General features: G+C 58.0%; 28 protein-coding genes and 1 tRNA gene. 5 read left to right on the plus strand and 24 right to left on the minus strand.

The window, feature by feature from the left end; genetic code table 11:
* Nucleotides 1–133 precede the first annotated feature (133 nt).
* The 18 genes from nadA to AC1DHT_RS21940 all read right to left on the minus strand — a co-directional run bounded on the left by nadA (nucleotide 134) and on the right by AC1DHT_RS21940 (nucleotide 14,613).
* On the minus strand, nucleotides 134–1,192 hold the full coding sequence (gene nadA, locus AC1DHT_RS21855) for a quinolinate synthase NadA (protein WP_427536104.1): 1,059 nt from the start codon (nucleotides 1,190–1,192) through the stop codon (nucleotides 134–136).
* A gap of 263 nt (nucleotides 1,193–1,455) precedes the next feature.
* Nucleotides 1,456–1,531 (minus strand) — tRNA-Lys (locus AC1DHT_RS21860).
* A 63-nt stretch (nucleotides 1,532–1,594) separates the two neighbouring features.
* The gene (queC, locus tag AC1DHT_RS21865) at nucleotides 1,595–2,287 is read right to left on the minus strand and encodes a 7-cyano-7-deazaguanine synthase QueC (protein ID WP_427536106.1); all 693 of its coding nucleotides are present in this window, start codon (nucleotides 2,285–2,287) and stop codon (nucleotides 1,595–1,597) included.
* 1 nt (nucleotide 2,288) lies between these two features.
* Nucleotides 2,289–2,936, minus strand: a complete 648-nt coding sequence (gene queE, locus AC1DHT_RS21870) for a 7-carboxy-7-deazaguanine synthase QueE (RefSeq protein WP_427532152.1) — start codon at nucleotides 2,934–2,936, stop codon at nucleotides 2,289–2,291.
* A 168-nt stretch (nucleotides 2,937–3,104) separates the two neighbouring features.
* Entirely contained in the window at nucleotides 3,105–3,944 is an 840-nt protein-coding gene (gene ybgF / locus AC1DHT_RS21875) for a tol-pal system protein YbgF (RefSeq protein ID WP_442114428.1), read from the minus strand.
* Between the two features lie 6 nt (nucleotides 3,945–3,950).
* Complete coding sequence (gene pal, locus AC1DHT_RS21880) at nucleotides 3,951–4,448, minus strand: peptidoglycan-associated lipoprotein Pal (protein WP_019693252.1); 498 nt, start codon at nucleotides 4,446–4,448, stop codon at nucleotides 3,951–3,953.
* A gap of 52 nt (nucleotides 4,449–4,500) precedes the next feature.
* Complete coding sequence (gene tolB, locus AC1DHT_RS21885) at nucleotides 4,501–5,781, minus strand: Tol-Pal system beta propeller repeat protein TolB (RefSeq protein ID WP_427531758.1); 1,281 nt, start codon at nucleotides 5,779–5,781, stop codon at nucleotides 4,501–4,503.
* Between the two features lie 17 nt (nucleotides 5,782–5,798).
* A complete protein-coding gene (tolA, locus tag AC1DHT_RS21890) occupies nucleotides 5,799–6,878 on the minus strand; it encodes a cell envelope integrity protein TolA (RefSeq protein ID WP_427531675.1) in 1,080 nt (359 codons plus the stop codon).
* On the minus strand, nucleotides 6,878–7,330 hold the full coding sequence (tolR, locus tag AC1DHT_RS21895) for a protein TolR (RefSeq protein ID WP_162174768.1): 453 nt from the start codon (nucleotides 7,328–7,330) through the stop codon (nucleotides 6,878–6,880). The genes tolA and tolR overlap by 1 nt, the downstream gene beginning before the upstream one ends.
* Nucleotides 7,331–7,353: 23 nt before the next feature.
* Entirely contained in the window at nucleotides 7,354–8,049 is a 696-nt protein-coding gene (gene tolQ / locus AC1DHT_RS21900; protein ID WP_019693256.1) for a protein TolQ, read from the minus strand.
* Nucleotides 8,039–8,506, minus strand: a complete 468-nt coding sequence (gene ybgC / locus AC1DHT_RS21905; RefSeq protein ID WP_427536112.1) for a tol-pal system-associated acyl-CoA thioesterase — start codon at nucleotides 8,504–8,506, stop codon at nucleotides 8,039–8,041. Before ybgC ends, tolQ begins: the two co-directional genes overlap by 11 nt.
* Nucleotides 8,507–8,644: 138 nt before the next feature.
* Complete coding sequence (gene ruvB, locus AC1DHT_RS21910) at nucleotides 8,645–9,706, minus strand: Holliday junction branch migration DNA helicase RuvB (protein WP_103315014.1); 1,062 nt, start codon at nucleotides 9,704–9,706, stop codon at nucleotides 8,645–8,647.
* Nucleotides 9,707–10,315, minus strand: a complete 609-nt coding sequence (gene ruvA / locus AC1DHT_RS21915; protein ID WP_427531680.1) for a Holliday junction branch migration protein RuvA — start codon at nucleotides 10,313–10,315, stop codon at nucleotides 9,707–9,709. It lies immediately after the preceding gene.
* A gap of 118 nt (nucleotides 10,316–10,433) precedes the next feature.
* The gene (gene ruvC / locus AC1DHT_RS21920) at nucleotides 10,434–10,958 is read right to left on the minus strand and encodes a crossover junction endodeoxyribonuclease RuvC (RefSeq protein WP_019693260.1); all 525 of its coding nucleotides are present in this window, start codon (nucleotides 10,956–10,958) and stop codon (nucleotides 10,434–10,436) included.
* 158 nt (nucleotides 10,959–11,116) lie between these two features.
* Nucleotides 11,117–11,863: a YebC/PmpR family DNA-binding transcriptional regulator gene (locus tag AC1DHT_RS21925; protein ID WP_019693261.1), complete on the minus strand. Its 747-nt coding sequence runs from the start codon at nucleotides 11,861–11,863 to the stop codon at nucleotides 11,117–11,119.
* A 129-nt stretch (nucleotides 11,864–11,992) separates the two neighbouring features.
* Nucleotides 11,993–13,768: an aspartate--tRNA ligase gene (gene aspS / locus AC1DHT_RS21930; RefSeq protein WP_054593716.1), complete on the minus strand. Its 1,776-nt coding sequence runs from the start codon at nucleotides 13,766–13,768 to the stop codon at nucleotides 11,993–11,995.
* Nucleotides 13,769–13,876: 108 nt separating this feature from the next.
* Nucleotides 13,877–14,098 (minus strand): FmdB family zinc ribbon protein, encoded by a 222-nt coding sequence (locus tag AC1DHT_RS21935; RefSeq protein WP_010457489.1) that lies wholly within the window; start codon nucleotides 14,096–14,098, stop codon nucleotides 13,877–13,879.
* A 167-nt stretch (nucleotides 14,099–14,265) separates the two neighbouring features.
* Nucleotides 14,266–14,613: a ribbon-helix-helix domain-containing protein gene (locus tag AC1DHT_RS21940; protein ID WP_427536115.1), complete on the minus strand. Its 348-nt coding sequence runs from the start codon at nucleotides 14,611–14,613 to the stop codon at nucleotides 14,266–14,268.
* A 904-nt stretch (nucleotides 14,614–15,517) separates the two neighbouring features.
* On the opposite strand from AC1DHT_RS21940, the gene AC1DHT_RS21945 reads away from it, so the two are divergent.
* Nucleotides 15,518–16,120, plus strand: a complete 603-nt coding sequence (locus AC1DHT_RS21945) for a cold shock domain-containing protein membrane protein (RefSeq protein WP_427536117.1) — start codon at nucleotides 15,518–15,520, stop codon at nucleotides 16,118–16,120.
* 97 nt (nucleotides 16,121–16,217) lie between these two features.
* On the opposite strand, the gene AC1DHT_RS21950 is transcribed toward AC1DHT_RS21945, so the two are convergent.
* Both AC1DHT_RS21950 and AC1DHT_RS21955 read right to left on the minus strand, forming a co-directional pair.
* A complete protein-coding gene (locus AC1DHT_RS21950; protein ID WP_427531689.1) occupies nucleotides 16,218–16,424 on the minus strand; it encodes a SlyX family protein in 207 nt (68 codons plus the stop codon).
* Nucleotides 16,425–16,427: 3 nt separating this feature from the next.
* The gene (locus AC1DHT_RS21955) at nucleotides 16,428–16,853 is read right to left on the minus strand and encodes an HIT family protein (protein WP_427536119.1); all 426 of its coding nucleotides are present in this window, start codon (nucleotides 16,851–16,853) and stop codon (nucleotides 16,428–16,430) included.
* A 925-nt stretch (nucleotides 16,854–17,778) separates the two neighbouring features.
* On the opposite strand from AC1DHT_RS21955, the gene AC1DHT_RS21960 reads away from it, so the two are divergent.
* Complete coding sequence (locus AC1DHT_RS21960) at nucleotides 17,779–19,137, plus strand: OprD family porin (protein WP_427536121.1); 1,359 nt, start codon at nucleotides 17,779–17,781, stop codon at nucleotides 19,135–19,137.
* Between the two features lie 230 nt (nucleotides 19,138–19,367).
* Here the strand turns inward: AC1DHT_RS21960 and AC1DHT_RS21965 are convergent, their stop codons facing one another.
* Nucleotides 19,368–20,204: a mechanosensitive ion channel family protein gene (locus tag AC1DHT_RS21965; RefSeq protein ID WP_427536123.1), complete on the minus strand. Its 837-nt coding sequence runs from the start codon at nucleotides 20,202–20,204 to the stop codon at nucleotides 19,368–19,370.
* A gap of 139 nt (nucleotides 20,205–20,343) precedes the next feature.
* Nucleotides 20,344–20,829, minus strand: coding sequence for a YajQ family cyclic di-GMP-binding protein (locus tag AC1DHT_RS21970; RefSeq protein ID WP_427536125.1), 486 nt, complete (start codon nucleotides 20,827–20,829; stop codon nucleotides 20,344–20,346).
* A gap of 142 nt (nucleotides 20,830–20,971) precedes the next feature.
* Here AC1DHT_RS21970 and AC1DHT_RS21975 point away from each other — a divergent pair, with 142 nt between their 5' ends.
* Genes AC1DHT_RS21975 through AC1DHT_RS21985 form a run of 3 tightly spaced genes read left to right on the plus strand, consistent with a single transcriptional unit; the run spans nucleotide 20,972 to nucleotide 24,558 of the window.
* Nucleotides 20,972–21,889, plus strand: a complete 918-nt coding sequence (locus AC1DHT_RS21975) for a putative 2-dehydropantoate 2-reductase (protein ID WP_427536127.1) — start codon at nucleotides 20,972–20,974, stop codon at nucleotides 21,887–21,889.
* A gap of 45 nt (nucleotides 21,890–21,934) precedes the next feature.
* On the plus strand, nucleotides 21,935–23,974 hold the full coding sequence (locus tag AC1DHT_RS21980) for a sensor histidine kinase (RefSeq protein ID WP_427536129.1): 2,040 nt from the start codon (nucleotides 21,935–21,937) through the stop codon (nucleotides 23,972–23,974).
* A gap of 2 nt (nucleotides 23,975–23,976) precedes the next feature.
* Entirely contained in the window at nucleotides 23,977–24,558 is a 582-nt protein-coding gene (locus AC1DHT_RS21985; protein WP_427536131.1) for a cob(I)yrinic acid a,c-diamide adenosyltransferase, read from the plus strand.
* A gap of 131 nt (nucleotides 24,559–24,689) precedes the next feature.
* Here the strand turns inward: AC1DHT_RS21985 and AC1DHT_RS21990 are convergent, their stop codons facing one another.
* Both AC1DHT_RS21990 and AC1DHT_RS21995 read right to left on the minus strand, forming a co-directional pair.
* A complete protein-coding gene (locus AC1DHT_RS21990; protein WP_427536133.1) occupies nucleotides 24,690–25,634 on the minus strand; it encodes a Nudix family hydrolase in 945 nt (314 codons plus the stop codon).
* Nucleotides 25,631–26,263 (minus strand): glutathione S-transferase family protein, encoded by a 633-nt coding sequence (locus AC1DHT_RS21995; RefSeq protein WP_427531703.1) that lies wholly within the window; start codon nucleotides 26,261–26,263, stop codon nucleotides 25,631–25,633. Before AC1DHT_RS21995 ends, AC1DHT_RS21990 begins: the two co-directional genes overlap by 4 nt.
* Between the last annotated feature and the right edge of the window lie 171 nt (nucleotides 26,264–26,434).

A 26,434-nucleotide genomic window follows, 5' to 3' on the forward strand; every position in this document is an offset into this window, starting at 1 on the left:
GCGAGGGAGCTTGCTCCCGCTGGGGCGCGAAGCGCCCCTGAAACTGCTAACCCGGTTTGCCAGTTAAAAGTACATGCAGGACTTTACGACGGCTGCGCCGCCGAGCGGGAGCAAGCTCCCTCGCCACAAATGATCAGGCGTTACCCGCCAGCTTCATCCGCGCTGCCGCGGTGAAGTCGAGCATGCGCTTGAGCGGGCGAATTGCCTGAGGGATTAGCGACGGCTCGACGAAGATCTCGCCTGAGCCCTCACGCAGGCACTGTAGCGTGCGCTCAAGGGTGTTCATCGCCATCCACGGGCAATGCGCGCAACTGCGGCATGCCGCGCCGTTACCGGCAGTAGGCGCCTCGATAAAGACCTTGTCCGGGCACAGCTGCTGCATCTTGTAGAAAATGCCGCGGTCGGTCGCAACGATCAGTGTCTTGTTCGGCAGGCTTTGCGCAGCGGCGATCAGCTGGCTGGTGGAGCCTACCGCGTCGGCCAATTCGATCACCGCTGTCGGCGACTCCGGGTGCACCAGAATGGCGGCGTCCGGATACAGGGCTTTCATGTCTTCCAGCTGCTTGGCCTTGAACTCTTCGTGAACGATGCAGGCACCGTCCCAGAGCAGCATGTCGGCGCCGGTCTTGCGCTGAATGTAGGTGCCCAGGTGTTTGTCCGGGCCCCAGATGATCGTCTCGCCGTTATCCATCAGGCTCTCGACAATCTCCAGCGCGCAGCTGGAGGTCACGACCCAGTCCGCCCGCGCCTTCACCGCTGCCGAGGTGTTGGCATACACCACCACCGTGCGCTCCGGGTGCTGATCGCAAAACGCCGAGAACTCGTCGACCGGGCAACCCAGGTCCAGCGAGCAGGTCGCCTCCAGGGTCGGCATCAGTACGCGTTTTTCAGGGTTGAGGATTTTTGCGGTCTCGCCCATGAACTTCACACCGGCAACCACCACGGTCTTGGCCGGGTGAGCGTTGCCGAAGCGGGCCATTTCCAGGGAATCGGAAACGCAGCCACCGGTTTCTTCGGCCAGTGCCTGAATGATCGGATCACAATAGAAGTGGGCAACCAGCACCGCGTCCTGAGCCTTGAGCTCGGCGGCGATGGCGGCGCGGTAATGAGCTTGCTCTTCGGCGCTCAGCGGTTTGGGCTGTTTGGCGTCGAGGTGGGCTTGTACCAGAAGGCGTTCTGAAATTTGCGTCATGATCGCAAGACCTACGGGCGCTTTCGCGCGAAAGTCGAGTATACACCCGGCTCCGGACCACAGAAGGTACCGCCGGGAGAGTGAGTATTCATCAGGCATGGACAGCGTTGAAGCTGCGCAAGGCTACAGAATATCCCCGAGATGCAAAAGACCATTCTGACCTGTGTCACGCGGTGCTGCGCCCGGATTGAGCCGGACTCAAATCGCGGGCAAAAAAAAACCCGGAAATCCTCACTTACGTGGGCCTTCCAGATTTTTTAAAATGGTGGGTCGTGTGGGATTCGAACCTACGACCAATTGGTTAAAAGCCAACTGCTCTACCAACTGAGCTAACGACCCGCTGTGTGGTGGCGCGTATAATACTGATTTTTAAGGACTATTCAACACCTAATTTGAAATAAATCAAAAATAAACGGTTGGGTCGCTGATTCCGGCCGCCAGGAAGCCTTCTGCACGCAGACGGCAGCTGTCGCATTTGCCGCAGGCACGGCCATTATCGTCCGCCTGATAGCAGGAAACCGTCAGCGCATAGTCGACGCCAAGCTTCACGCCCGCCTGGACAATTTTCGCCTTGCTGAGGTTTTGCAGCGGTGCCTGAATACGGAAACCGTTCCCCTCTACCCCGGCCTTGGTCGCCAGATTAGCCATGCGCTCGAAGGCTTCGATGAACTCGGGACGGCAATCCGGGTAACCGGAATAGTCCACCGCATTCACGCCGATAAAAATGTCGCGCGCGCCGAGCACTTCAGCCCAGCCCAATGCCAGAGACAGGAACACGGTATTGCGGGCCGGCACGTAAGTGATCGGGATCCCTTCGCTCGGCGCTTCAGGCACATCAATGGAGTTGTCGGTCAATGCCGAGCCACCAATGCCGTTCAGGTTCAGGCCAATCACTTTATGTTCGACGACACCCAGATCGCGCGCTACACGTTCGGCAGCCTGCAACTCGGCGCGGTGGCGCTGACCGTAGTCGAAACTCATGGTGTAGCAGCTGTAGCCCTCAGCACGAGCCATCGCCACGACCGTTGCCGAGTCCAGGCCGCCAGACAGCAGGATGACCGCGCGTTTTTCTGCTTTGTTCAGTTGTTCAGTCATTTCAGCGCCCCGGCTCGTCATTCCAAAGATATTTGTGCAACTGCAATTGCAGGCGCACCGGCAGGTTGTCCGCAACAATCCAGTCAGCCAGCTCGCGCGCGCTCAAGTCATGGTGACTCGGCGAGAACAGGACTTCGCCAGCACGCTGGTCGAGACCGTACTGAATCAGCTTGGACACCGCCCAGTCGTAGTCTTCGCGAGAGCAGATCACGAACTTGACCTGATCATTGGCCGTCAGCAGTGCGATGTTCTCATAGAGGTTGCGGTGCGCTTCTTTCGACCCGGGTGTTTTCAGGTCGAGCACTCGGCTGACCCGTGGATCGACTGCAGAGATATCCAGGGCGCCACTGGTTTCCAGCGACACCTGGTAACCGGCGTCACACAGCTGCTTGAGCAAAGGGATGGCGTTAGGTTGTGCCAATGGCTCACCGCCGGTGACACAGACGTAGCGCGGCCGAAAGCCGGCCACTTGCTCGAGGATATCGTCGAGTGGGCGAATGGTGCCGCCAGTGAAGGCATAGGCGCTGTCGCAGTATTGGCAACGCAATGGGCAACCGGTCAGGCGCACAAATACAGTGGGCAGCCCGGCAGTCCGCGTTTCACCCTGCAACGAGTAAAAAACTTCGGTAATTCTCAATGTGTCTTGCATAGTCGCCACGGGCGTAACAGCTAAACAGGCTGTCCGCCTCCGTCAGGCACTTAAGGGAACCCCGCCAACGCGCAGATCCCCAAAAGCGGTGTTTCATAAAAAAGGGGGTGAATTCTAACGAAAAAACCCGCGGCAAGCGCGGGTTTCTTGTAAACGGGTCAAACAGCCTTACATGCGCTGCAGATCGCGTTGGGCCAGCTGAGCGGCGGAAGTCCCCGGATACTGGGAAACCACCTGCTGCAGAATGCCTTTGACCTTGTCGGTATGACCCAGGCGGCGCTCTACATCAGCGAGCTTGTACAGCGAGTCAGGCACTTTGGCGTGCTTGGGGTACAGCTGCGAAACCTTGGCAAAAGCCTGACCCGCGCCTTGCAAGTCGCCCTTGGCCAGGTTCACTTCGCCCAACCAGTATTGGGCATTGCCCGCGTACTGACTGTTCGGGTATTTGCGCAGGAATGCCGCAAACGCCTGACTGGCCTTGTCGAAATCCTTGGCTTTGATCAGGTCGAAGGCCGCATCGTAATAGAGCTTTTCCTTCGCCGGATCACCCGGTTCGCTGCTGGCCGCAGGGGCTTGAGTAGCAGCACTCGCACCTGCAACTGCTGCTGCACCGGCGGCATTATTCATATCGCCACCGGCTGGAGAATTTTGAGGAGCCGCAGCGGGTGCACCGCCGGTTCCAATACGCCGATCAAGATCCTGGTATCGCTCCAGGTTTTCCTGCTTCATGCGCGCTACATCATTTTGCAGAACTTCGATCGCACCCTGTTGCCGCGCGATTTGTTCCTGCATTTGTTGCAGTTGGTTGAACAGCACGCCCTGCGCCGAGGCAGGGGCCGTAACCCCTCCCCCGGCATAGGCGCCGTTCGTACCGTAACCCGCAGGCGGATAACTGCTCCCGCTATTGTTATAACCGGAGTTGTCATCGACCACAGGAACCGCAGCCCACACCGCAAGCGGTGCGAGACTGAGAGCCAGAATAGTTACAGCACGACGGCACGTTCGCATGACGAATTACTTACGCAGTTCGACGCGACGGTTTTGAGCCCAGGACTGCTCGTCGTGGCCAGTAGCAACTGGACGCTCTTTACCGTAGGAAACCAGTTCCGCCTGAGCTGGGGAAACACCTTGCAGTACCAGGTAGCGTTGAACGGCTTTCGCACGACGCTCGCCCAGTGCCATGTTGTACTCACGAGTACCACGTTCGTCGGTGTTGCCTTCCAGAACAACGCGAGCGCCGTTTGCTTTCAGGTCTTTGGCATGAACGTCCAGAGCGCGCATGGCTTCTGGCTTCAGGTCCGAGCTGTCGTATTCGAAGTAGAAGGTGGTGATTGCGCGCAGAGCAGCTTCTTCGCTCAGGGAGCCGTCAACTGCACCAGTGTTAGCGCCGTAACCAGCGTTTGGATCTACAGCGCCTGCACCGGCGTTGTCGCCGCCTTTGGACGAGCAACCTACAGCTACAGCCATGGCCAGGGCCAGCGCAGCAAACTTACCAAACTTCAGCATTTCCATCGTGAAACTCCTAATGAACCCCAATGTGTTAAGTAAAACGTGTAGCGCCGCGTCAGTTCAGGTAAGGGGACCAGGAAGGTTCTCTGACTTCGCCTTGAGCGGTAGGAAGCGGGAGCCTTACGCGTCCATTGATGGACACGAGCATCAAGACTCCCCGGCCCTGCTGGGCGGTGGCGTAGATTACCATGGTGCCGTTGGGCGCAACAGTGGCTGACTCATCTAGGTTGGTGTCTGTCAGGATCTTTACACTACCGCGCTGCAAATCCTGAGCCGCCACCCGGAAATTGGTGAAGCCATCCTGACGGTGAATCATGACAAGCGTCTTTTCGTCAGCCGACAGTTTCGGGTTGGCGTTGTAGTTGCCGATAAAGGTCACACGCTCCGCACCACCACCATTGGTGTTGGTCTTGTAGATCTGCGGCTTGCCGCCACGGTCGGAGGTGAAGTAGATGGTCGAACCATCCTTGCCCCAGAACGGTTCGGTGTTGATGCCAGGACCAGCCGTCACACGATTGATCTGACGCGAAGCCAGGTTCATCACGTAGATGTCCGGGTTGCCGTCCTTGGACAGCACAAACGCCAGGCGCGAACCATCCGGCGACCAGGCTGGCGCGCCGTTGAGGCCTTCGAAGTTGGTGATCTGCTCGCGGCGACCGGTGTCGATGTTCTGCATGAAAATGCGCGGACGCTTCTGCTCGAACGACACATAGGCAATGCGCTTGCCATCGGGAGCGAAACGCGGCGACAGGATCGGCTCACGCGATTGCAGCAGGGTCACGGCACGAGCACCGTCGTAGTCCGAACGCTGCAGGGTGTAGCGCGTGTTGTTCACCGAAAAACGTTCAGCCGTTACATACAGCAGGCGTGTGGAGAACGCGCCCTTGATGCCGGTCAGTTTTTCGAACGACTGGTCGGAGATGTAGTGCGCCATGTCGCGCAGTTGATCGACGCCACCCGACACGCTACCGGTCAGCACTTGCTGCTCGGTCGCGACGTTGAACAGTGCGTATTGCACCTGCAGGCGACCGCCCGCCGGAACGATGCTGCCGACCATGATGTACTGGGCGCCCAGGGCCTTCCAGTCACGGTAGATGACTTCGCTGGCCTGAGTCGGCTGGCTGATCATGTTCTGCTTTGGAATCGGCGAGTAGTAACCCGAGTTGCGCAGGTCGTTACCGATGATTTCCGCCATGTCGTCCGGCAGGACGCTACCGCCCTGCCAGCCAAATGGAACGACCGCAATCGGTGTTGCCCGGTCACTGCCGCTGGTGACCAGAATGTTCTTTTCATCTGCCGCCGCTATCCCTGCCATGCAGCAAATAACGACAAGCATTCCTCGAAGAAGGTTTCTCACAAGGCTAGATCCTCAGGTGTGAATGTCATCTTGAATGAACGATAGGGAGCGAAATCGCTCGGCTTCATTCCCTGCATTTCTGTCAAACGTCCAATATTCTTGACCGCCGCTACAGCCGAAGCGTCAAACGGACCATCGCCACTGGACTTGGCCACGCCGACCGAAGTCACCGTACCATCGGGCAACATGCCGATTTGCAGCACGACCGTCATGCCTTTGCGTGCCGAAGGAGGACGAGCCCAACCTTCCGCTGCCCGAGCACGAATCAGATCATCGAAACTGCCCGCGGTTTCATCGCCCTGCTCATCGGCCAAGGCTTGCTGACGCTGCGGCGTATCGGAAAGCAAATCAGCCAGGGCCTGAGCCTTTTTCTCTTCGGCAGATTTACGCGCCGCTTCCTGCGATTTTTTCTTCGCAGCATCGGCAGCAGCTTTCTTCTTCGCTTCCTCGGCGACTTTCTTTTTCGCCTCGTTTGCTTCAGCTACCTTCTTGGCGTCTTCCGCGGCTTTCTTCTTCGCGTCTTCGACTATCTTTTTCTTCGCTTCTTCAGCGGCCTCTTTCTTGGCCTCTTCTTCAGCGGCTTTCTTGGCTTCTTCTTCAGCTTTCTTCTTGGCTATATCAGCCAATTGTTTCTGTTCGGCCTTTTTGGCTTCGGCGGTCTTCTTCGCTTCATCGGCTTTCTTGGCTTCATCAGCCTTTTTCGCCTCTTCCGCTTTCTTCGACTCGTCGGCCTTCTTGGCTTCCTCGGCTTTTTGAGCCGCCGCTTCTTTCTTTTGTTCCGCAGCCTTCACCGCTTCCTGCTCGACCTTCTTCTGTTCCATCTGTTCGACTTCGGTCTGGCGCGCAGCGGACTTCTGCGCTTCACCCGCAATCTTCTGATTGGTCTGGGTAGTCGCCCGACTTTTCGATTTCAGTTGGTACAGGGTCGCCTGGACGATCGGCTTGGCCGGCGGCAGCTCCGGGGTCATGGCAAAACTGACGAACAGCATGCCAAACACCAGCACGTGCAGGCCTATCGCCCAGACACTAGGCCAGAAGTAGCTTTCCGAGGCTGTCGGCTCTCGCTGTTGCTGCATCAGGGCGCCTCGGTAATCAAGCCAACATTACCGACCCCGGCTTTCTGCAACCCACCCATGGCACCCATGACGGAGCCGTAATCGACGCTCTTGTCGCCACGAATGAAGACCTGGGTGTGCTTGCCGTTTTCATTACCCGCGCTGATGATTTTGGTCACGGCGCTGGTCATCTGCGGCAGGGTCATGGCCCTGTCCTGCTGCTTATCGGTGTCGACTTCGCTGCCAAGGTTCCAGTAATAGGTCTTGTCAGCCTTGATCGAAATGGTCAGGACCTGGGTGTTGTTGTCTTGCGGCAAGGCTTCGCTGGAAACCTTGGGCAGATCAACTTTCACGCCCTGATTGAGCATCGGTGCGGTCACCATGAAGATGACCAGCAGTACCAGCATCACGTCGATGTAAGGCACCACGTTCATCTCGGCAACCGGCTTGCGCTTTTTGCGAGCTCGAGCGATTAAAGCCATTGGGAAATACCTGCTTATTCTTCGCTGGTGTGCACTTTGCGGTGCAGGATCGCCTGGAACTCGTCGGCGAAGGTGTAGTAACGGCTAAGCAAGGTTTCGCTGCGGGCAGAGAAACGGTTGTAAGCGATAACGGCCGGGATCGCTGCGAACAGGCCGATGGCCGTTGCAACCAGTGCCTCGGCAATACCTGGAGCCACGGTGGCGAGGGTCGCTTGCTGGGCAGTGGCCAGGCCGCGGAAGGAGTTCATGATGCCCCAGACCGTACCGAACAGACCGATGTACGGGCTGACGGAACCGACGGTCGCAAGGAACGGCAGGCTCTGCTCAAGCTTTTCTTCTTCGCGGGAAATGGCCACGCGCATGGCACGAGCCACACCTTCCATGACCGCTTCCGGATCAACGCCTGGCTGCTGACGCAGACGGGAGAATTCCTTGAAACCTGCACGGAAGATCTGCTCTACGCCGGAGTCCGGATCAGGGTTGCTGCCGGCCTGACGGTAGAGTTTGGACAGGTCGATGCCGGACCAGAAGCGCTCTTCAAAGCTCTCCAGGGCACGTCGACCGGCGCGCAGCAAGTTGCTGCGCTGAAAGATCATGATCCACGAGGTCACCGATGCGGCTACCAGGATCAGCATTACCAACTGCACCACAACGCTGGCATTGCTGACCAGGCTCCACATGGAGGAATGGTCGACGACGTTAGCTTCCACGCTTTATCTCCTGCTCTGAGTGTGTACCCGCGCCGCTCACGCCGGCAAAGGCCGCACGTAAAGCTTCGGGAATGGCCCGGGGTTTCAAACTATGGGTGCGCACACAGGCCACCAAAAACTGCCCTTCGCAGAGCAGTGCATTATCCGCGGCTCGCCTGACCTGCTGTTTAAAGCGCAGGCTGACGCGGTTCAATTCGATTACTTCTGCACTTACCAGAAGCTCGTCGTCCAGTCGCGCCGGCGCGTGATAGCGCGCTTCGCTGGAGTGCACGACGAACAACAGGTCCTCACCAGCAAGCTGCGATTGGGCAAAGCCCAGCTCCCGTAGCCGCTCGGTTCGAGCCCGCTCCATAAACTTAAGGTAATTAACGTAATACACGATGCCGCCGGCATCGGTGTCCTCGTAATAAACGCGACAACGATGTGCGAACGACTCAAGCCCGTTTTGCGCGCGCATACTCTAGTGCTTACTCCTCAGGTTGCCAATCCGGCCAGGCAACTGTTTTTCATTCTCGAACGACTTTCGTGCGAAAGATCGGCAATCGCAGTCCCCTAGGACCGCACAAAGCCGAAATAAATCGGCACGCAGAGGTCGTCATTCGTCTACTGCATCAAGAAACTCGTCTACCACGGGCATTTCACCCAACCGAGACGGGATATTCAAACCGAAATGCAAGTATGCATGCCGGGTCACGACCCGACCACGCGGGGTCCGCATGATATAGCCCTGCTGAATCAGATAGGGCTCCAGCACGTCCTCGATGGTGTGCCGCTCTTCGCTGATCGCCGCCGCGAGACTGTCCACCCCGACCGGGCCGCCGTCGAACTTCTCGATCATGGTCAGCAGCAGACGCCGGTCCTGGTGATCGAAGCCACGCTCATCGACGTCCAGCAGGTTCAGCGCCAGATCGGCAATCGGTTTAGTGATATGCCCCTTCGCCCGGACTTCGGCAAAGTCACGCACCCGGCGCAACAGACGGTTGGCAATACGCGGCGTACCACGGGCCCGACGCGCAATTTCAAAGGCGCCCTCCGGGTCCAGCGGCAAGCCGAGGATGTTCGCCGAACGACTGACGATGGTCGCCAGATCCGCGGTGCTATAGAACTCCAGGCGCTGAACGATCCCGAAACGGTCACGCAACGGGTTGGTCAGCATCCCGGCGCGGGTAGTAGCGCCGACCAGGGTGAACGGTGGCAGGTCGAGCTTGATCGAACGCGCCGCCGGCCCTTCACCGATCATGATGTCGAGCTGGAAGTCTTCCATGGCCGGGTACAGCACTTCTTCGACAATCGGCGACAGCCGATGGATCTCGTCGATGAACAGCACATCATGCGGTTCGAGGTTGGTCAGCAGCGCCGCCAGATCACCCGGACGCTCGAGGACCGGCCCCGAGGTGCTTTTGATCGACACGCCCATTTCCTGGGCAATGATGTTGGCCAAGGTGGTTTTACCCAGCCCCGGCGGTCCGAAGATCAGCGTGTGATCGAGGGATTCGTTACGCCCGCGGGCAGCCTGGATGAACAATTCCATCTGCTCGCGAACGGTCGGCTGGCCGATGTATTCGGCCAGGCTGACGGGACGAATCGCGCGGTCCTGGACTTCTTCGCGGTCACGGGGGCCACCCGTGGCGGCGATCAGACGATCAGCTTCAATCACTTAAATCATTCCCTTCAGGGCGCGACGAATCAGGTCTTCACTGCTCAAGCCTTTCTCCTTGATGGCAGAAATCGCCTTGCTGGCCTCCTGCGGCTTGTAGCCCAGGGAAATCAGCGCACTCACCGCATCATTTTCGGCGGTGGCCACCGGCATTGGCGCATCCGGCTGATTAGGCACCAGGGCGAACATGCTTGGCACGGTTTCCCAGGCCTTGAAACGATCCTTGAGCTCCACCAGCAAACGCTCGGCCGTCTTCTTGCCGACACCCGGCACCTTGGTCAGCGCCGAGGTGTCCTGCGCCTGCACGCAACGCACCAGCTCATCGACTTCAAGGCTCGACATCAAGGCCAGCGCCAGCTTGGGGCCCACGCCATTGAGGCGGATCAGCTCACGGAAAAAATCGCGCTCGCGCTTGCCAATGAAACCGTAGAGCAACTGCGCGTCTTCACGCACGACCAAATGGGTGTGCAAGGTAATCGGCTCTCCGACCGACGGCAGTCGATAAAGCGTGGTCATCGGCACTTCCAGCTCATAGCCCAGACCATTTACATCCAGAATCAGGTGCGGCGGCTGCTTCTCAGCCAAGGTGCCGCGCAAACGTCCAATCACGTTTCAAATCCTTAAGCGTTGGCCAGATCTGGCTGACGAGTACCAAAGTGAGCGTGGCGGCCGACAAAACAGGCACAAAACACTCAACGGATAAAATGAGTGGGCTGATGCTATCAGATCAGAGGCGAAGGCGACCGCCACGACTGCGAGCCGTCCCCAGACCATGAGGTAACAGGCTGGAACGGGTGTGAGCGTGACAAATGGCGATTGCCAGGGCGTCCGAGGCATCGATTTGCGGTTTGCTGGTCAGTTTCAGCATGTGCATGACCATCATCTGCACCTGCTCTTTATTCGCCGCCCCCGTCCCGGTCACCGCCTGCTTGACCTGGGTTGCGGTGTATTCGGCGATTTCGAGGTTTTCCTCGGCGCCGGCAACGATGGCCGCGCCGCGGGCCTGACCCAATTTCAGGGCCGAGTCGGCGTTACGGGCCATAAAGACCTTTTCGATCCCCATGGTGACCGGGCCGTAGGTCTGGATGACTTCACGCACACCGCGGTAAACAATTTGCAACCGTTCATGCAACTCGCCGCTGCCGGTACGAATGCAACCCGAGGCCACGTACACGCAGCCACGACCGGTATCGCGTACCACGCCGTAACCGGTAATGCGCGAACCGGGGTCGATACCAAGAATTAAAGTCATAACGCCTGCGGGTTAAGTAAAAGCACGGTAGTAAAAACAGCGAATAACAAATGTGGGAGCGAGCCTGCTCGCGAAAGCGGTTTCATATTCAGCAACGATGCTGCCTGAAAATCCGCGTTCGCGAGCAGGCTCGCTCCCACATTGGATCTTAGTCACCCTTATCCGAGCTGTTGCGCCACCGACTCTGGAATATCCGCATTGGAATAAACGTTCTGCACGTCATCCAGGTCTTCGAGCATGTCGATCAGCTTGAGGATCTTCTCGGCGCCTTCCAGGTCCAGTTCGGCACTGGTGGTCGGCAGCATGACGATTTCCGCGTCATGCCCTTTGAAGCCGGCAGCTTCCAGGGCGTTACGAACCGAGTAGAAGCCGGCGAACGAAGTGAACACGTCAATCGAGCCGTCTTCGTGGGTGACCACGTCATCGGCGTCGGCTTCCATGGCCGCTTCCATCAGCGCGTCTTCGTCGACACCCGGGGCGAAGGAAATCTGCCCCTTGCGCTCGAACAGGTAGGCCACCGAACCGTCGGTCCCCAGGTTGCCGCCGCATTTGCTGAAAGCGTGACGGACAGCTGCTGCGGTGCGGTTGCGGTTGTCGGTCATGCATTCGACCATCACTGCTACGCCGCCCGGGCCATAACCTTCATAGCTCAATTCGACCATGTCGTCGGTGTCGGCAGCGCCAGCACCACGAGCCACCGCGCGATCGATGATGTCACGGCTCATGTTCGCGCCAAGGGCTTTGTCCAGCGCCAGACGCAAACGCGGGTTGGAGCCCGGATCACCGCCACCCTGACGGGCCGCGACAGTCAGTTCACGAATCCACTTGGTGAAAATCTTGCCCTTCTTGGCATCCTGACGTTCTTTGCGGTGCTTGATGTTCGCCCACTTGGAATGACCCGCCATAACTCGCTCCGAATTCTCTTTAAAACAATTCTCTATAAAACAATGCCCGCACGCCCATGAAGGCGAGCGGGCAACACAATCTGGATCTGACGCCCTGGCACATCGAGCGATGTGCCAGGGTGCTCAGTCTTACTCAGCCTTAGGCTGTTCGCGCAGACGAATGTGCAGCTCGCGCAGCGCCTTGGCATCGACCAGGCCAGGTGCCTGAGTCATGACGCAGGCAGCGCTCTGGGTTTTCGGGAAGGCGATCACTTCACGGATCGACTGGGCGCCGGTCATCAGCATCACCAGACGGTCRAGACCGAAAGCCAGGCCACCGTGCGGCGGCGCGCCGTATTTCAGGGCGTCGAGCAGGAAGCCGAATTTCTCTTCCTGTTCCGCTTCGCTGATACCCAGCAGGCGGAAGACCGATTGCTGCATTTCCTTGCGGTGGATACGGATCGAACCGCCACCCAGCTCGGTGCCGTTCAATACCATGTCGTAGGCACGGGACAAAGCGGTCGCCGGGTTGGCTTCGAGTTCTTCTGGCGTGCACTTCGGTGCGGTGAACGGGTGGTGCAAGGCGGTGAAGCTGCCGTCGTCGTTCTCTTCGAACATCGGGAAGTCGACAACCCACATCGGTGCCCACTCGCAGGTCAGCAGGTTCAGGTCGTGACCGACCTTGATCCGCAGTGCGCCCAGCGCTTCGCTGACAATCTTGGCCTTGTCGGCACCGAAGAACACGATGTCGCCATCAACCGCGCCAACGCGATCGAGGATCACATTGAGGTTGGCTTCAGGGATGTTCTTGACGATCGGCGACTGCAGGCCTTCAACGCCTTTGGCGCGCTCGTTGACCTTGATGTACGCCAGGCCCTTGGCACCGTAGATGCCGACGAACTTGGTGTAGTCGTCGATCTTGCTGCGCGGCATGCTCGCCCCGCCTGGAACGCGCAGAGCGGCGATACGGCTTTTCGGGTCGTTGGCCGGGCCACTGAAGACCTTGAAGTCGACTTCCTTGAGCTGGTCGGCAACGTCGACCAGTTCCAGCGGGTTACGCAGGTCCGGCTTGTCGGAACCGTAACGACGCATGGCCTCGTCCCAGGTCATGTGCGGGAATTCACCGAATTCCAGACCCAGCACTTCCTTGAACAGGTTGCGGATCATGCCTTCGGTCAGCCCCATGATCTCGGCTTCGTTGAGGAAGCTGGTCTCGATGTCGATCTGGGTGAATTCCGGCTGACGGTCGGCACGCAGGTCTTCGTCGCGGAAGCACTTGGCGATCTGGTAGTAACGATCGAAGCCGGCAACCATCAGCAGTTGCTTGAACAGCTGCGGCGATTGCGGCAAGGCGAAGAAGCTGCCAGCGTGAGTACGGCTCGGCACCAGGTAGTCACGCGCACCTTCCGGGGTCGCACGAGTCAGGATCGGCGTCTCGACGTCGAGGAAGCCGTTCTCGTCCAGGTAGCGACGGATGCTGGTGGTCATGCGCGAACGCAGGCGCAGCTTCTCGAGCATTTCCGGACGACGCAGGTCGATGAAGCGATAACGCAGGCGGGTTTCTTCGCCAACGTCGGAGAACTCGTTGAGCGGGAACGGCGGGGTTTCCGCTTCGTTCAATACTTCCAGCTCGTAGCCCAGCACTTCGATCATGCCCGAAGCCATGTTGGCGTTGCCGGCACCGGCCGGACGCAGGCGCACCTTACCGGTGATCTTGACCACGTATTCGCTGCGCACACGGTCGGCAGCGGCGAAGGTTTCGGCGCGATCCGGATCGAACACCACCTGGGCCAGACCTTCACGATCACGGATATCGAGGAAGATCACCCCGCCGTGGTCACGACGACGGTGGACCCATCCGCAAAGGGTAACTTCCTGACCTTCCAGGCTTTCGTTCAGTTGGCCGCAATAATGGCTGCGCATCATGGTAGTGGTTTCACTTCTCGTAATTCGAAATTCGTTTGGAGGCCTTGCCGCACCACCGCACTTCAATAAGGTGCCTGATGATGCAAGAGCTCACGCGTGTCGTTCAACTTAGTCAGCTTTGTCGCCGCCGGCCAGATTCTTCTTCGAACCGGTTTTGAAATCGGTCTCGTACCAGCCGGTGCCGCTGAGGCGGAAACCTGGCATGGACAGCATTTTTTTCAATTCGGGTGCCTGGCAGGCAGGGCAGTCGACCAACGGTGCTGCGCTGATCTTCTGAATGGCTTCCAACTGATGACCACAGGAAGCACATTGATAGTCGTACATCGGCATGGGGTTGTCTCGGCAATCAGATTATCACCGCGCAAACGTCGGGTTTCGCGGCAAAGGGCGGGATTATATCCATTAAATCGAGCCTGTGCAGCCGTAACGCTGCACAGGCACATGCTCATTCGGGTGACGCCTGACCACACGAGCCGTCCCCATCACCGAGCGGCACGTCATTCAACGCTACAGGCGTCCTCATTCAAACTGTGTACAACGCACACCACCCGCACCAGCCCGCTGAAATTTTTCACCCCGCCATGACGCAGGTGCACCTCTCTATCAACGTAGGAAAGCAAAGCGCTCACCGAGCAACAGTTGATTTTCGCCATCCTGGCCAAAATATCCCAATAGACCTGCTCAAGGCGCAAACAGGTGGCAAATCCATTCAAACGCACTGATCGGGACAATGGACGCGCCAACCCCATATCAAACTCCCGAACAAAAGGATCTCTCTTCCCCACTTGTCTTACATCTTGAAAACGAGTGACTTCAATTGTCCCTTGCCCTATTCCTCGACTCATACTGCTGACACTCCTTTGTCATACTTGCTTTCAACAAGAGCAACCCTCTGTTCCCTCATAGAAACGCAAGCGGATAGTTATATCCAGATGACTTTATGACCATCAACGTAGGACAAGCCAACAACGTTAGGGAGACCGTTAACACGGTCCTACATCTGCCTATAAAGCAGAATTTCAGCGCAGGAAAAGTCAAAACCACAGTGCGAAAGAGGCCGCAGAACACTCGGACATCGCCCACCCAGGAATGCCTGCAAGCCCAAGGATGGGCTGCTTGTCGCCCTGACCTGCGCAGCGGCTGCCGAACCTGCAAGCGCCAGAACAGACAGATGCATGGAACAATACCCACACACATAAACCAAGTACGCTCCGGAGGCTGGATAACCGAGGCACGACTGTGCCCGACAACTAAGTCCACAACCAGGACCCTCTCGCTACCGTGCTCCTCCCCCATAAAATGAAGAGTACGAAACATAGTCACCATCACGCCCCAGCGGAAGTTATGGGTCTTCAGATAATGCACCTATGTGTCGATCAGCAGACGCGACAGCCCGGCGACTTAGTATTTGCGGACTATTTCGTTGATGCCGATATCGAGCGATATTCAAGGTGCCTTGCTTGCCCACATCTGGCCAAAAAATCGATCGACCTCTCTAGAACAGGCCTTCAGGCAACACCTTCGGTCAGAACCGCACAAACCGCTTCCTACCCCGCCGTCGTGCCCTCTGCACTTGATTTGAGAAGGCCTGGGCTTTGCTGTTAAATAGAGGCGTGTCGCTGCCTCTATTTTCCTGGGTGCAGCGCATAGGCTGATACCGGGTACGTGTCCAGCGCCTCCCATTGTTCAGAAGCGAACCGTGCTCAATCAGCTCTTCCTTGTGATCCGTCTTAACGTGAGTTAATCAAAATGTTGAAAATCGTCCACCTGCTAACGGGCGCAGCGGCTCTGCTGCTGTCCTTCATCCCTAGCTTGCGAACCGAAGCCGTACCTTACCTGCAACAACCTGACGCGCTGTACCTGGCGTTCTTCGGCTTGCTCAACCTGACCCTCGCGCCGGTTATTCCTTACTGGAACAAAGGTCCACGTCACCAACTGCAAAATCTGGTCAGCGCCTTGCTGGTGCTTGCCGTTGTCGTGCAAACCCTGACCCTCCTCGCACCGATGCCGGTCATTGGTGGTCAGCCCGCAGTCCTGCTTAGCCTCATCGTCGCCCTGATCGCCGTACTTCTGCACCTGGCCATCAGCTTTTATAAATCCTCTCCTGCTGCCGCTACACAAAATTACGACATGACCAATCGTGATACCGGCACCGTCAAATGGTTCAACACCTCCAAAGGCTTCGGTTTCATTTCTCGCGATTCCGGAGACGATATTTTTGTGCACTTCCGTGCAATCCGTGGTGAAGGTCACCGCGTCCTGGTCGAAGGCCAGCGTGTGGAGTTTTCTGTCATGAACCGTGATAAGGGCCTGCAAGCTGAAGACGTGATCGCGGCGTTGCCGCGTCGCTGATTCAAGTACCGCTTCGCCCACACAAAAAAACCGCGATGCAGCCAAGCTGCATCGCGGTTTTTTTTATCGCCTGGCGATGTGTCGCCCCGGCTGTCACTCAGTAATGCGGTGGCGGAGCCTCTTCTTCGAAAGACTCGAACTGCCCGGCCGCTTCTTCCTGGCGCTTGAACAACGCTTCCACTTGCAACTGCAAGCGCTCGACCACTCGCTGCTGTGTCACCAGCACATCATTCATCGCTTCAATCGTGTCATCCTGAAACGCCAGACGACTTTCCAGTTCGGTAATGCGCTCTTCCAGGTTCATGGTTCAGCCCTCCAGAAACGTGAAGTCATCGGTCAAAACCAAACGCAGCCGTTCGCGGATCACTGCCACTTCGGCGGCACTGTAAGGCTTGGCCGGGTGTTTGCCCCAAACCGGGGCTGGCCAGGCGGCATCATTGCGCTTGCGCACAATGACATGCATGTGTAGCTGACTGACAACATTACCCAGGGTCGCGACATTCAACTTGTCGGCATCGAACGAATCCTTGAGCGTCTCGGCCAACTCGGTTGTCTCCCGCCACAACTGCTGCTGGTCGGCGACATCCAGTTGAAACAACTCGCTGATATCCTCACGACGCGGCACCAGGATGAACCAGGGGTAATTCGAATCATTGGACAGCAACAACCGACTTAGAGGGAAATCCCCAATCGGCAGGGTGTCTTGTTCAAGTCGTGGATCTAAGGCGAACACCGCGCGCACTCCCGCACTTTGCATGAGACTCAGTTTAGCGCCCAGCCCGAAGGCTAACCGCGCGTATATAACAGCAGCATACCCGCGAACGCCGCACGGATCACTGCGAAAAACAGGGCGCACAGCCCTCGACCCGGATGACCCGATATAAACGCTGAACGCACGAGCGCCCCAGCACTGAACATTTTCACTATCAACGCACCAACCCAGCACCAGACCTCGGCACTTCGTCAAAAAATCAACGACCTACCCGCGGATGTGGACCTGCATTCGAGGTCTCCACTGTACGAATTTCGTACAATTATGAAAATTTTTTGCACCAAATTTGCACAGTACGTCTACGCTGAAAACGTCGAGCATCCGCCGTCTACTCACCCGCGAGGGTGAACCAGTAACATTTGTGTGCTAATACCCATGCTCTTTGATGGTGCAACACTAGAAGAACCACGGCGTCAAGCTCAAACAGATCGACCTTGAAAGCCCCGGTTTTATGAGGTTTTAGTCATTAAGGCAGGGGATTTTGAAAAAATCGGCAACAAAAAACCGATTTGTGCACGCTTGTTGCATTCGTACACACATCGCCGGTAAGGCATCCGCTGGAAGTCGGAACCTTAAGGCTCATAACAATAGCGGCATGGCTGCCCAGGGAGCTTCAAGTGCAAGACAGGGATTTCTTTTTCTGATATTGAAGCCTTGGAAAACAACATTGAAGTTGTCAGTCCGAAGGCAAAAAATTTGTGAAATTACGACCTCTACAGCGCATTTTGCGACAGGGCCGTAAAGAAGCCGAAAGGTTAGATACGCAAGTATCGCCAACATTGTCGGCGTGATATAAGTTTGCGCCGACACAAAAAGAAAGAGCCGCCCAGATAATAAATCAGGTGGGACGGCAGTACTCTTCTAAAAACCAAAGGAGCAAATCACGATGCGCGTGATGAAGTGGAGCATGATCGCCCTGGCTGTTACTGCAGCTACCGGCACTCAAGTCGCTATGGCCGAACCGTTTGTAACCGACCAGGCTGACGCAAAAGGTTTCGTTGAAGGCGCCTCGGCTGGCGTGGTACTGAAGAACTACTACTTCAACCGTAACAACAAAAATGGCGCTGAAGACCAGAAAGACTGGACTCAGGGCGTACTGGGCAAGTTCAACTCTGGCTATACCCAGGGTACGGTTGGTGTGGGCGTTGAAGCCTACGGCGATGCCGCCTTTAAACTGGACGGTACTGACGCGCAGTCGGGTACGGGCAACATGAGCCGCACCACCTTCCGCGACGCAAACGGCAAAGTTATTGGCCACGACGTCAACAGCGAAATGGGTAAAGCGGGCGCAGCACTGAAGGTCCGCATCTCCAAAACCGAGCTGAAAGTGGGTGACTTCACACCTTCCACCGCTCCGGTATTCGCTGTTGGCGGCTCCCGCATGTTCCAACAAACCGCTAGCGGTTTCCAACTGCAGAGCAGCGAGATTAAAAACCTCGATCTCGAAGCTGGTCACTTCACCGGCGGTAGCAGCCAGGACCAAACCCGTCACAATGGCGAGCTTTGGACCCAGTATGCTGGCACGAAGGTCGAGGCTGCCGATTACCTCGGTGGTAAATACGGCATCAACGACAACCTGACCGTTTCCCTCTACGGTGCCAAGTTCCAGGACACCTGGACCCAGTACTACGGCAACGCGAACTACACCATTCCGTTGGCGACTGACCAGTCCCTGAACTTCGACTTCAACCTGTATCAGACCAACGATACCGGTGCAGCGAAAGCAGGCAAAATCGACAACACCACCTACTCGCTGGCAGCGGCCTACTCCTTCCTGAAGGCGCACACCGTTACTCTGGCCTTCCAGCAGGTTCACGGTGATACACCATTCGACTACATCGGTGTAGGCGATAACAACCGTGGTGGCGACTCGATCTTCCTGGCCAACTCGATTCAGTACTCTGACTTCAACGGCCCTGAAGAAAAATCCATCCAAGTGCGTTATGACCTGAAAATGGCTGAATACGGCGTACCAGGCCTGAGCTTCATGGCTCGTTATGCTCACGGTCAAGGCATCGACGGCACCAAGATGGCTGCTGACAGCCCTTACCGTCTCTACGGCTACGGCGAAGACGGTCGTCACAACGAGACCAACCTGGAAGCCAAGTACGTTGTCCAGAGTGGTCCTCTCAAAGACCTGTCCTTCCGTGCTCGCCAAGCTTGGCACAGAGGTAATACTGACCAGGCCGAAGGCAACATCGACGAGTTCCGCCTGATCACCGAGTACCCAATCAACATCCTGTAATCGCTTCGGCTACAGTTGTTCGGTTGATATAAAAAAGGCCCATCAGTGATGGGCCTTTTTTTATGACTGTTTGATGGCAACATGAAATTAATTTTAATAAGTAGCCAGCTAATAATCAGCCCGCACTCTATTCCAGCTTCAGACCAGCAAAAACAGCAGACTGTAAAAACACTCAAGGGGCTTATCGCCCCTTGAGTTCGTTACCGATACTTGACCAAAACCGCGACTTGTTATGCCGTTTCCTGAACCATACGAATCATTCGTTGCGGGTACGGGATATCAATACCTGCCGCCTTCAGACGGTCACGGGCGTGCTCATTGAACATGAACGTCACATCCCAGTAGTCCACCGTTTTCACCCAGACGCGCAGGGAAACCGTAATCGAGCTATCGCCCAGGGTCGACACGACCGCTACCGGCGCAGGATCAGCCAACACGCGCTCATCCTTGGCCAACGCCAGCAGCACCTCACGCGCCTTCTGCAAATCGGCGTCGTAATTCACAGCCACGTCGAACACCACTTTACGGGTCTGTTGACGGTTGTGGTTAGTGATGATGCCGTTCGACAGATTACCGTTAGGCACGATGACGGTTTTGTTGTCACCGGTGCGCAGCAGGGTATGGAAGATCTGAATGCTGTCGACCGTGCCGGTAATGCCCTGTGCTTCGATCACGTCACCGATACGGAACGGACGGAACAACAGAATCAACACGCCGCCAGCGAAGTTCGCCAGACTGCCTTGCAACGCCAGACCGATCGCCAGACCAGCAGCACCAATGGCGGCCACGAACGAGGTGGTCTCAACACCGATCATCGACGCGACGCTGACCATCAGCAGCACTTTGAGGATGATGTTCGCCAGGCTGCTCATAAACCCCTGCAACGCCAGATCGGCGTTGCGCAGGGCCAGCAGCTTGCCAACCTTGTGGGTCAGCTTGTTGATCAGCCACCAGCCAATGGCCAGGGTAATGGCCGCCAGCAGCACACGGCTGCCGTATTCCATGATCATCGGGATCCAGGCCTGGGAAGCCTTGACCAGGTTGTCCACTTCAGCATTTATGTCCATCTATCTCTCCTGATTCCCGGCTACCCGGCACGTAAAAACTGCACGGCAGAAAGACCGAGCCAAGGATGATGGCTCAATCGTTTCTGCCGTTACATGGGCCTCGGACGTCATTAACGCCCGGAGGTTCCCTGAAGACTGATCAGTCGCGGAAGTTGTTGAACTGCAGCGGCATGCCAAATTCCTTGGCGCGCAGTGCCGCAATGGCTTCCTGCAGGTCGTCACGCTTCTTGCCGGTGATCCGTACCTGCTCGCCCTGGATGGCGGCCTGGACCTTGAGCTTGGCCTCTTTGACGTGAGCAACGATCTTCTTTGCCAGCTCCTTGTCGATGCCTTCCTTGAGCACGGCGTCCTGCTTCATCAGCTTGCCGGAAGCATAGGCGTCTTTTACCTCAAGGCACTGCACATCGATCTTGCGCTTGACCAGTGCCAGCTTGAGGATCTCGATCATCGCTTCCAGCTGGAAGTCGGCCTCGGCAGTCAGATTGACAGTCAGGTCCTTTTCCTTGAACTCGAAGCTGCCCTTGCCTTTCAAATCATAACGACGGTCGAGTTCCTTGACGGCGTTCTCGACCGCGTTGGTGAGTTCGTGTTTGTCCAGTTCGGATACCACGTCGAACGACGGCATGTAATCTCTCCAATAAAAAGGGCACGCTCAATAGAGATGGAGCACGCCTGGCTTGCGGTTAAAATCCGCGCTGATTATAACGGGTCTTTACCTTCCTACGCTGCGAGCCTCACATGCACCTGCCAATCCGAGCAAAAAACTGATGTCGACCACCTGGCACGTCCTTGGCGCCGGCAGCCTGGGCACCCTGTGGGCCACGCGCTTGGCTCGGGCTGGCCTGCCGGTGAAACTGATTCTGCGCGACACGGCGCGCTTGCAGGCCTATCAGGCCGCCGGTGGGCTGACCTTGGTCGAACAGGGCGAAGCGCAGCAGTATGCGATTCCCGGCGAAACTGTCGACAGCGCGGGTCCGATAGACCGCTTGCTCGTGGCCTGCAAAGCCTACGACGCCGAAAGCGCGGTGGCGCAACTGGCACCGCGTCTTGCACCCAACGCCGAGCTGATTCTGTTGCAGAACGGCCTCGGCAGTCAGGACGCCGTTGCCGCACGTGTCCCGCAGGCGCGTTGCATCTTTGCCTCAAGCACTGAAGGCGCGTTTCGCGATGACGACTGGCGCGTGGTGTTTGCCGGCCATGGCTACACCTGGCTCGGCGATGCCAGCCACCCTACCCCACCAATCTGGCTGGATGACCTGAGCGCCGCCGGCATCCCCCACGAGTGGAGCACCGACATCGTGACCCGCCTGTGGCGCAAGCTGGCGCTCAATTGCGCAATCAACCCCCTGACCGTGCTGCATGACTGCCGTAACGGCGGCTTGCAACAGCATCATTGCGAGGTCGCCACCCTCTGTGCCGAGCTGAGCGAGCTGCTGGAGCGTTGCGGTCAACCCGCCGCCGCACATAACCTGCAGCAGGAAGTCGAGCGGGTAATTCAAGCGACTGCGGCCAACTACTCGTCGATGTACCAGGACGTCGCCAATCAACGCCGAACCGAAATCAGCTACTTGCTCGGGCACGCTTGCACCGTTGCGTCGAGACACCAACTGGTGCTGCCACACCTCAACCAATTGCAGCAGCGGCTGATGACGCACCTGCACGCACGCGGATTGCCCAGCGACTGAGCAACGGCTACGCTGCCTTCCTGTTCCTTTTTAGCGACGACCCCGATGCCATTGCGCCAGCGCCTTGAAAACCTGCCGGTCGGCCAGAAACTGCTGGCCGCCCTGTTGGTGCTGTTGACCACCGTGTTGCTGGTGGCCAACCTGACCTTTATCAGCGCCGCCTATTGGATCTCCCAGGAAAGCATGGCCCCGCAGGCCTTGCAGACCATCGGCCGGCTGGTGGCCAACCCCTCCATCGCCGACCAGGCGCTCAACTCTCCCGAAGAAGCCCAACGGCTGCTCAACGAACTCAACAGCTATTCACCGCTGCGAGCCGCAGCGCTGTATGACGGCAAAGGCCTGCGCCTGGCACAGGTGCAGCACGGCGACAAACTCAAGCTGCCCGAGCACTATCGAAATATCGAGGCCTGGCAGGCGTCCGAGTTTCGCAGCAATCAGTTGATTACCCTGTTGCGCCCAGGCGAGGCGCCGGGTCATCTGCTGCTGGTGGCCAGCAGCGAATTGCCGATGGCGTTCTACACCGGCACCCTGACCGCCAGCCTCGGGATTCTGATTTTCAGCGTGCTGCTGTGGCTGGTGATTGCCCGGCAGATCAAACGCCTGATCACCCGGCCGATCCATGAACTCGAAGAATTGTCCCGCCAGGTGACGCGCGAAGAAAACTACGCCTTGCGTGCCTCTCGCGGCAACCACGACGAAATCGGCAGCCTTGCCGAAGCCTTCAACACCATGCTTTCGCGCATCGAAGCCCGTGAACAGCAACTCAAACGCGCGCGGGACGACTCCCAGGCCGCCTACGACCAGGCCCAGGGCCTGGCCGAAGAAACCCGTCATACCAACCGTAAACTGGAATTGGAAGTCCAGGTGCGGAGCAAGATCGAGAAGAAACTCACCGGTTTTCAGAACTACCTCAACAGCATCATCGACTCGATGCCTTCGGCACTGATCGCCCTCGATGAACAGCTCTATGTGACCCAATGGAACCAGGAAGCCAGCGCGCTTTCCGGTACGCGCCTGGATGAAGCGCTGAACCAGCCGATCTTCCTCGCCTTTGAACCGCTGAAACCGTTCCTGCCGCAGCTCAAGGAAACCGTCGAGCAACACAGCGTGGTCAAGATCGAGCGCGTCACCTGGGTCAAGGACGACGAGCCCAAGCATTACGCGCTGACCTTTTATCCATTGATGGGTGGTGCCGGACGCGGCGTGGTGATCCGGATCGACGACATTACCCAGCGCCTGTCCCTGGAAGAAATGATGGTGCAGTCGGAAAAAATGCTCTCGGTCGGTGGCCTCGCCGCGGGCATGGCCCACGAAATCAACAACCCCCTGGGAGCGATCCTGCACAACGTGCAGAACATTCGCCGGCGCTTGTCGGCCGACCTGCCGAAGAACATCGAAACCGCCGAACAGATCGGCATCGAACTGGACAGCGTCAATCGCTACCTGCAAAGCCGCGAAGTACCGCAACTGCTCGACGGCATTCAACAGGCCGGCGCCCGGGCGGCGAAGATCGTCACCCACATGCTCAGTTTCAGTCGTCGCAGCAACCGTCAAATGGCTCCGTGCGACCTGCCGGCACTGATCGATCAAGCCGTGGAGATCGCCAGCAACGACTTCGACCTGGCCATCGGCTTCGACTTCAAGGGCCAGGCCATCATTCGTCAGTTCGACCCGCAGCTGGGGCCAGTGCCCGGCACCGCCAACGAGCTCGAACAAGTACTGCTCAACCTGCTGAAAAACGCTGCTCAGGCGATTCACCAACGCGAAAACGCCACAGAGCCGGGACGCATCATTCTGCGCACCCGACTGAACCCGCCGTGGGCGGAAATCCAGGTCGAAGATAACGGCGTAGGCATGAGCGAGAACGTACGCAAACGCACCTTCGAACCGTTCTTCACCACCAAGGAAATCGGTCAGGGTACCGGCCTCGGATTGTCGGTGTCGTACTTCATCATCACCAACAACCACAAGGGTCAGATGGAAGTGCAATCGACCCTCGGCCAAGGCACGTGCTTCACCTTGCGCCTGCCATTGGCGGGCGCCACCCCGCTCGCCTCTCACGAACTCAAACAACTGGAGCGCTAAACATGGGTTTTCGCTTGTCGAAGATTTACACCCGTACCGGCGACAAAGGTGAAACCGGGCTCGGCGACGGTCGCCGTGTGCCGAAGGACCATCCACGGGTCGAAGCCATCGGCGAAGTCGATACACTGAACAGTCAGTTGGGATTGTTGTTGGCTGGCTTGGCCGAGCAATGCCCTGAATATCCTGGCCTCGGCGAGGTGATTGAAGTGCTTGAGCCGTGCCAGCACCGGCTGTTCGATTTGGGGGGCGAACTGGCAATGCCGGTATATCAAGCCTTGAATGCTGCAGAAGTCGAACGCCTGGAAGCGGCGATCGATGTCTGGAACGAGGAGCTGGGACCGCTGGAGAACTTCATTTTGCCTGGCGGCTCAGCCTTGATTGCCCAAGCCCACGTCTGTCGCAGCCTGGCGCGCAGTGCCGAACGACGTTGTCAGCATCTGAATGCGCTGGAGCCGTTGGCCGGGGTTGGCCTGGCGTACATCAATCGCTTGTCGGACCTGTTGTTTGTGGCGGCTCGGCTGATTGCCAAGCGCCAGGGGATTGCCGAGATTTTGTGGCAGGCGGCGGCCAAGCCCAAGATTTAGTCAGCTAAATATCTGGTGCCTATCAGGCCGTCATCGCGAGCAGGCTCGCTCCCACAATGGATCGAGGTGTACACAAATCCCAATGTGGGAGCGAGCCTGCTCGCGATGGCGCCGGTAGCATCGCAGCAGAGTCAGACCTCAGGCCAAAACGCCCGAATCCCCGCCACGCCCTGCGCTCCCGCTTCCCAGGCTTTCTGCCGTTCGGCAGGCCCCACGCCACCGAGCAGAAACACCGGCTTGCTGAACCCTGCAATCAACTGCGAGGCCTGCTCCCAGCCGAGCGGTGACGCATCCGGATGAGTCTGGGTCGGCTGGACCGGTGACAGGGTGACGAAGTCCACGCCCATCTGCTCGGCCAGGCTCAGCTCTTCAGCGTTGTGGCAGGACGCCGCCAACCAGCGCGAGGCTGGCACCGGACGCCCGGCGCTGGCGTATTTACGCAGCTGCGCGGCGGTGATGTGCCAACCGGCGGCCGGGAAATCCCCCAACCACTCGAACGGCCCCTTGAGCATCAGTTGCGCCTTGCCGGCACACAACCCCACGGCATCCACCGCCAGATCGCGGTATTGCGGGTCGTAGCCATTCGGAGCGCGCAACTGGATCAGCTTGATCCCGTCGGCGATGGCTTTCTGAATACCACGCAGCAGGGCTGGCGTTTCCAGGCCTTCCGGGGTAATCAGGTAGTCGCCTGGCAAACGCGCAGCCGCCACGATCGGCTGGTTGGCGGCCGGGAACTCATAGTCGCGCAGTTCACGCGCCGTCACCCATGCCAGAGGCTGGCCTTCGGCGCCATGAGGTTCGCCGGTAAACGCCGAGACCTCCCAGACATCCAGCAGCACTTGCTTGTCTGGATAGTCATGCTGAACCTTGATCAATGGCCGAGCGGCACTGACCACAATGCCCAACTCTTCCTGCAGCTCGCGCGACAGCGCGGCTTGCACCGCTTCGCCGTCCTCGACCTTGCCGCCGGGAAACTCCCACAGGCCGCCCTGGTGCTGGGTATCGGCGCGGCGAGCGATGAGGATCTTGCCGCTGGCATCTCGGATGACAGCCGCTGCTACATGAACTCGTTTCACCGCACTACTTCCTCTAAACCGGCTTTCTGCCAGGCCTTGAAGGCTGGCCATTGGTAAATCGCTTCGACATAGGCGGCATCCACCGCCGGCAATGCGACTTGATAGGTACGCAGGCGCACAGCGATGGGTGCGAAGAAGGCATCTGCCAGGCTTACGCTACCGAACAGGAACGGGCCGGGTTCGGTTGCTACAGCGCGGCATTCAGCCCACAACGCCAGCATCCGCTCGATCTCCACCTGCACTTCAGGCGGCATTGGCGACAACGGCGCATCGTGGCTCAGGTCAAACGGCATGTTGCTGCGCATGGCGAAGAAGCCGCTGTGCATTTGTGCGCAGGCCGAACGGGCCTGGGCGCGGGCAGCGATATCCTTCGGCCAGAGGTTGGCGTTCGGGAAACGCTCAACCAGGTACTCGGCGATGGCCAACGAATCGGCAATGGTCCCGTGTTCGGTTTTCAGCAACGGGACTTTGGCGGTCGGTGAATGCTTGAGCAGGCGTTCGCGGGTGTCCGGCTGGTTCAGCTTGATCAGTTCTTCGGTGTAGGTCGCGCCAGCCAGTTCCAGCGCCAAAGCGCCGCGCAGGGACCAGGAGGAATACAGTTTGTCGCCGATGATCAGGTGGTAGCTCATGTTCAGGCGCCTTTTGATGAAATGAACAAGCCAGTCTTGTGGTGACTGACAGACCGTCATCGCGAGCAGGCTCGCTCCCACAGTAGATCTTCATTGAACACAGTAGTTGTGTACGACGGAATCCAATGTGGGAGCGAGCCTGCTCGCGATTGCAACGACTCGGTCCAACAG

The organism is Pseudomonas sp. 05N432 (assembly GCF_056396945.1).

Coding starts and splice junctions, on each gene's coding strand:
- AC1DHT_RS21960 (WP_427536121.1), top strand. CDS start 17,779: ATGCGCGTGATGAAGTGGAGCATGATCGCCCTGGCTGTTACTGCAGCT.
- AC1DHT_RS21995 (WP_427531703.1), bottom strand. CDS start 26,263: ATGAGCTACCACCTGATCATCGGCGACAAACTGTATTCCTCCTGGTCC.
- AC1DHT_RS21965 (WP_427536123.1), bottom strand. CDS start 20,204: ATGGACATAAATGCTGAAGTGGACAACCTGGTCAAGGCTTCCCAGGCC.
- AC1DHT_RS21970 (WP_427536125.1), bottom strand. CDS start 20,829: ATGCCGTCGTTCGACGTGGTATCCGAACTGGACAAACACGAACTCACC.
- AC1DHT_RS21975 (WP_427536127.1), top strand. CDS start 20,972: ATGTCGACCACCTGGCACGTCCTTGGCGCCGGCAGCCTGGGCACCCTG.
- AC1DHT_RS21980 (WP_427536129.1), top strand. CDS start 21,935: ATGCCATTGCGCCAGCGCCTTGAAAACCTGCCGGTCGGCCAGAAACTG.
- AC1DHT_RS21985 (WP_427536131.1), top strand. CDS start 23,977: ATGGGTTTTCGCTTGTCGAAGATTTACACCCGTACCGGCGACAAAGGT.
- tolA (WP_427531675.1), bottom strand. CDS start 6,878: ATGCAGCAACAGCGAGAGCCGACAGCCTCGGAAAGCTACTTCTGGCCT.
- queC (WP_427536106.1), bottom strand. CDS start 2,287: ATGACTGAACAACTGAACAAAGCAGAAAAACGCGCGGTCATCCTGCTG.
- AC1DHT_RS21935 (WP_010457489.1), bottom strand. CDS start 14,098: ATGCCGATGTACGACTATCAATGTGCTTCCTGTGGTCATCAGTTGGAA.
- ruvC (WP_019693260.1), bottom strand. CDS start 10,958: ATGACTTTAATTCTTGGTATCGACCCCGGTTCGCGCATTACCGGTTAC.
- AC1DHT_RS21950 (WP_427531689.1), bottom strand. CDS start 16,424: ATGAACCTGGAAGAGCGCATTACCGAACTGGAAAGTCGTCTGGCGTTT.
- tolB (WP_427531758.1), bottom strand. CDS start 5,781: ATGCTTGTCGTTATTTGCTGCATGGCAGGGATAGCGGCGGCAGATGAA.
- queE (WP_427532152.1), bottom strand. CDS start 2,936: ATGCAAGACACATTGAGAATTACCGAAGTTTTTTACTCGTTGCAGGGT.
- ybgF (WP_442114428.1), bottom strand. CDS start 3,944: ATGCGAACGTGCCGTCGTGCTGTAACTATTCTGGCTCTCAGTCTCGCA.
- AC1DHT_RS21940 (WP_427536115.1), bottom strand. CDS start 14,613: ATGAGTCGAGGAATAGGGCAAGGGACAATTGAAGTCACTCGTTTTCAA.
- AC1DHT_RS21925 (WP_019693261.1), bottom strand. CDS start 11,863: ATGGCGGGTCATTCCAAGTGGGCGAACATCAAGCACCGCAAAGAACGT.
- nadA (WP_427536104.1), bottom strand. CDS start 1,192: ATGACGCAAATTTCAGAACGCCTTCTGGTACAAGCCCACCTCGACGCC.
- AC1DHT_RS21945 (WP_427536117.1), top strand. CDS start 15,518: ATGTTGAAAATCGTCCACCTGCTAACGGGCGCAGCGGCTCTGCTGCTG.
- ybgC (WP_427536112.1), bottom strand. CDS start 8,506: ATGCGCGCGCAAAACGGGCTTGAGTCGTTCGCACATCGTTGTCGCGTT.
- pal (WP_019693252.1), bottom strand. CDS start 4,448: ATGGAAATGCTGAAGTTTGGTAAGTTTGCTGCGCTGGCCCTGGCCATG.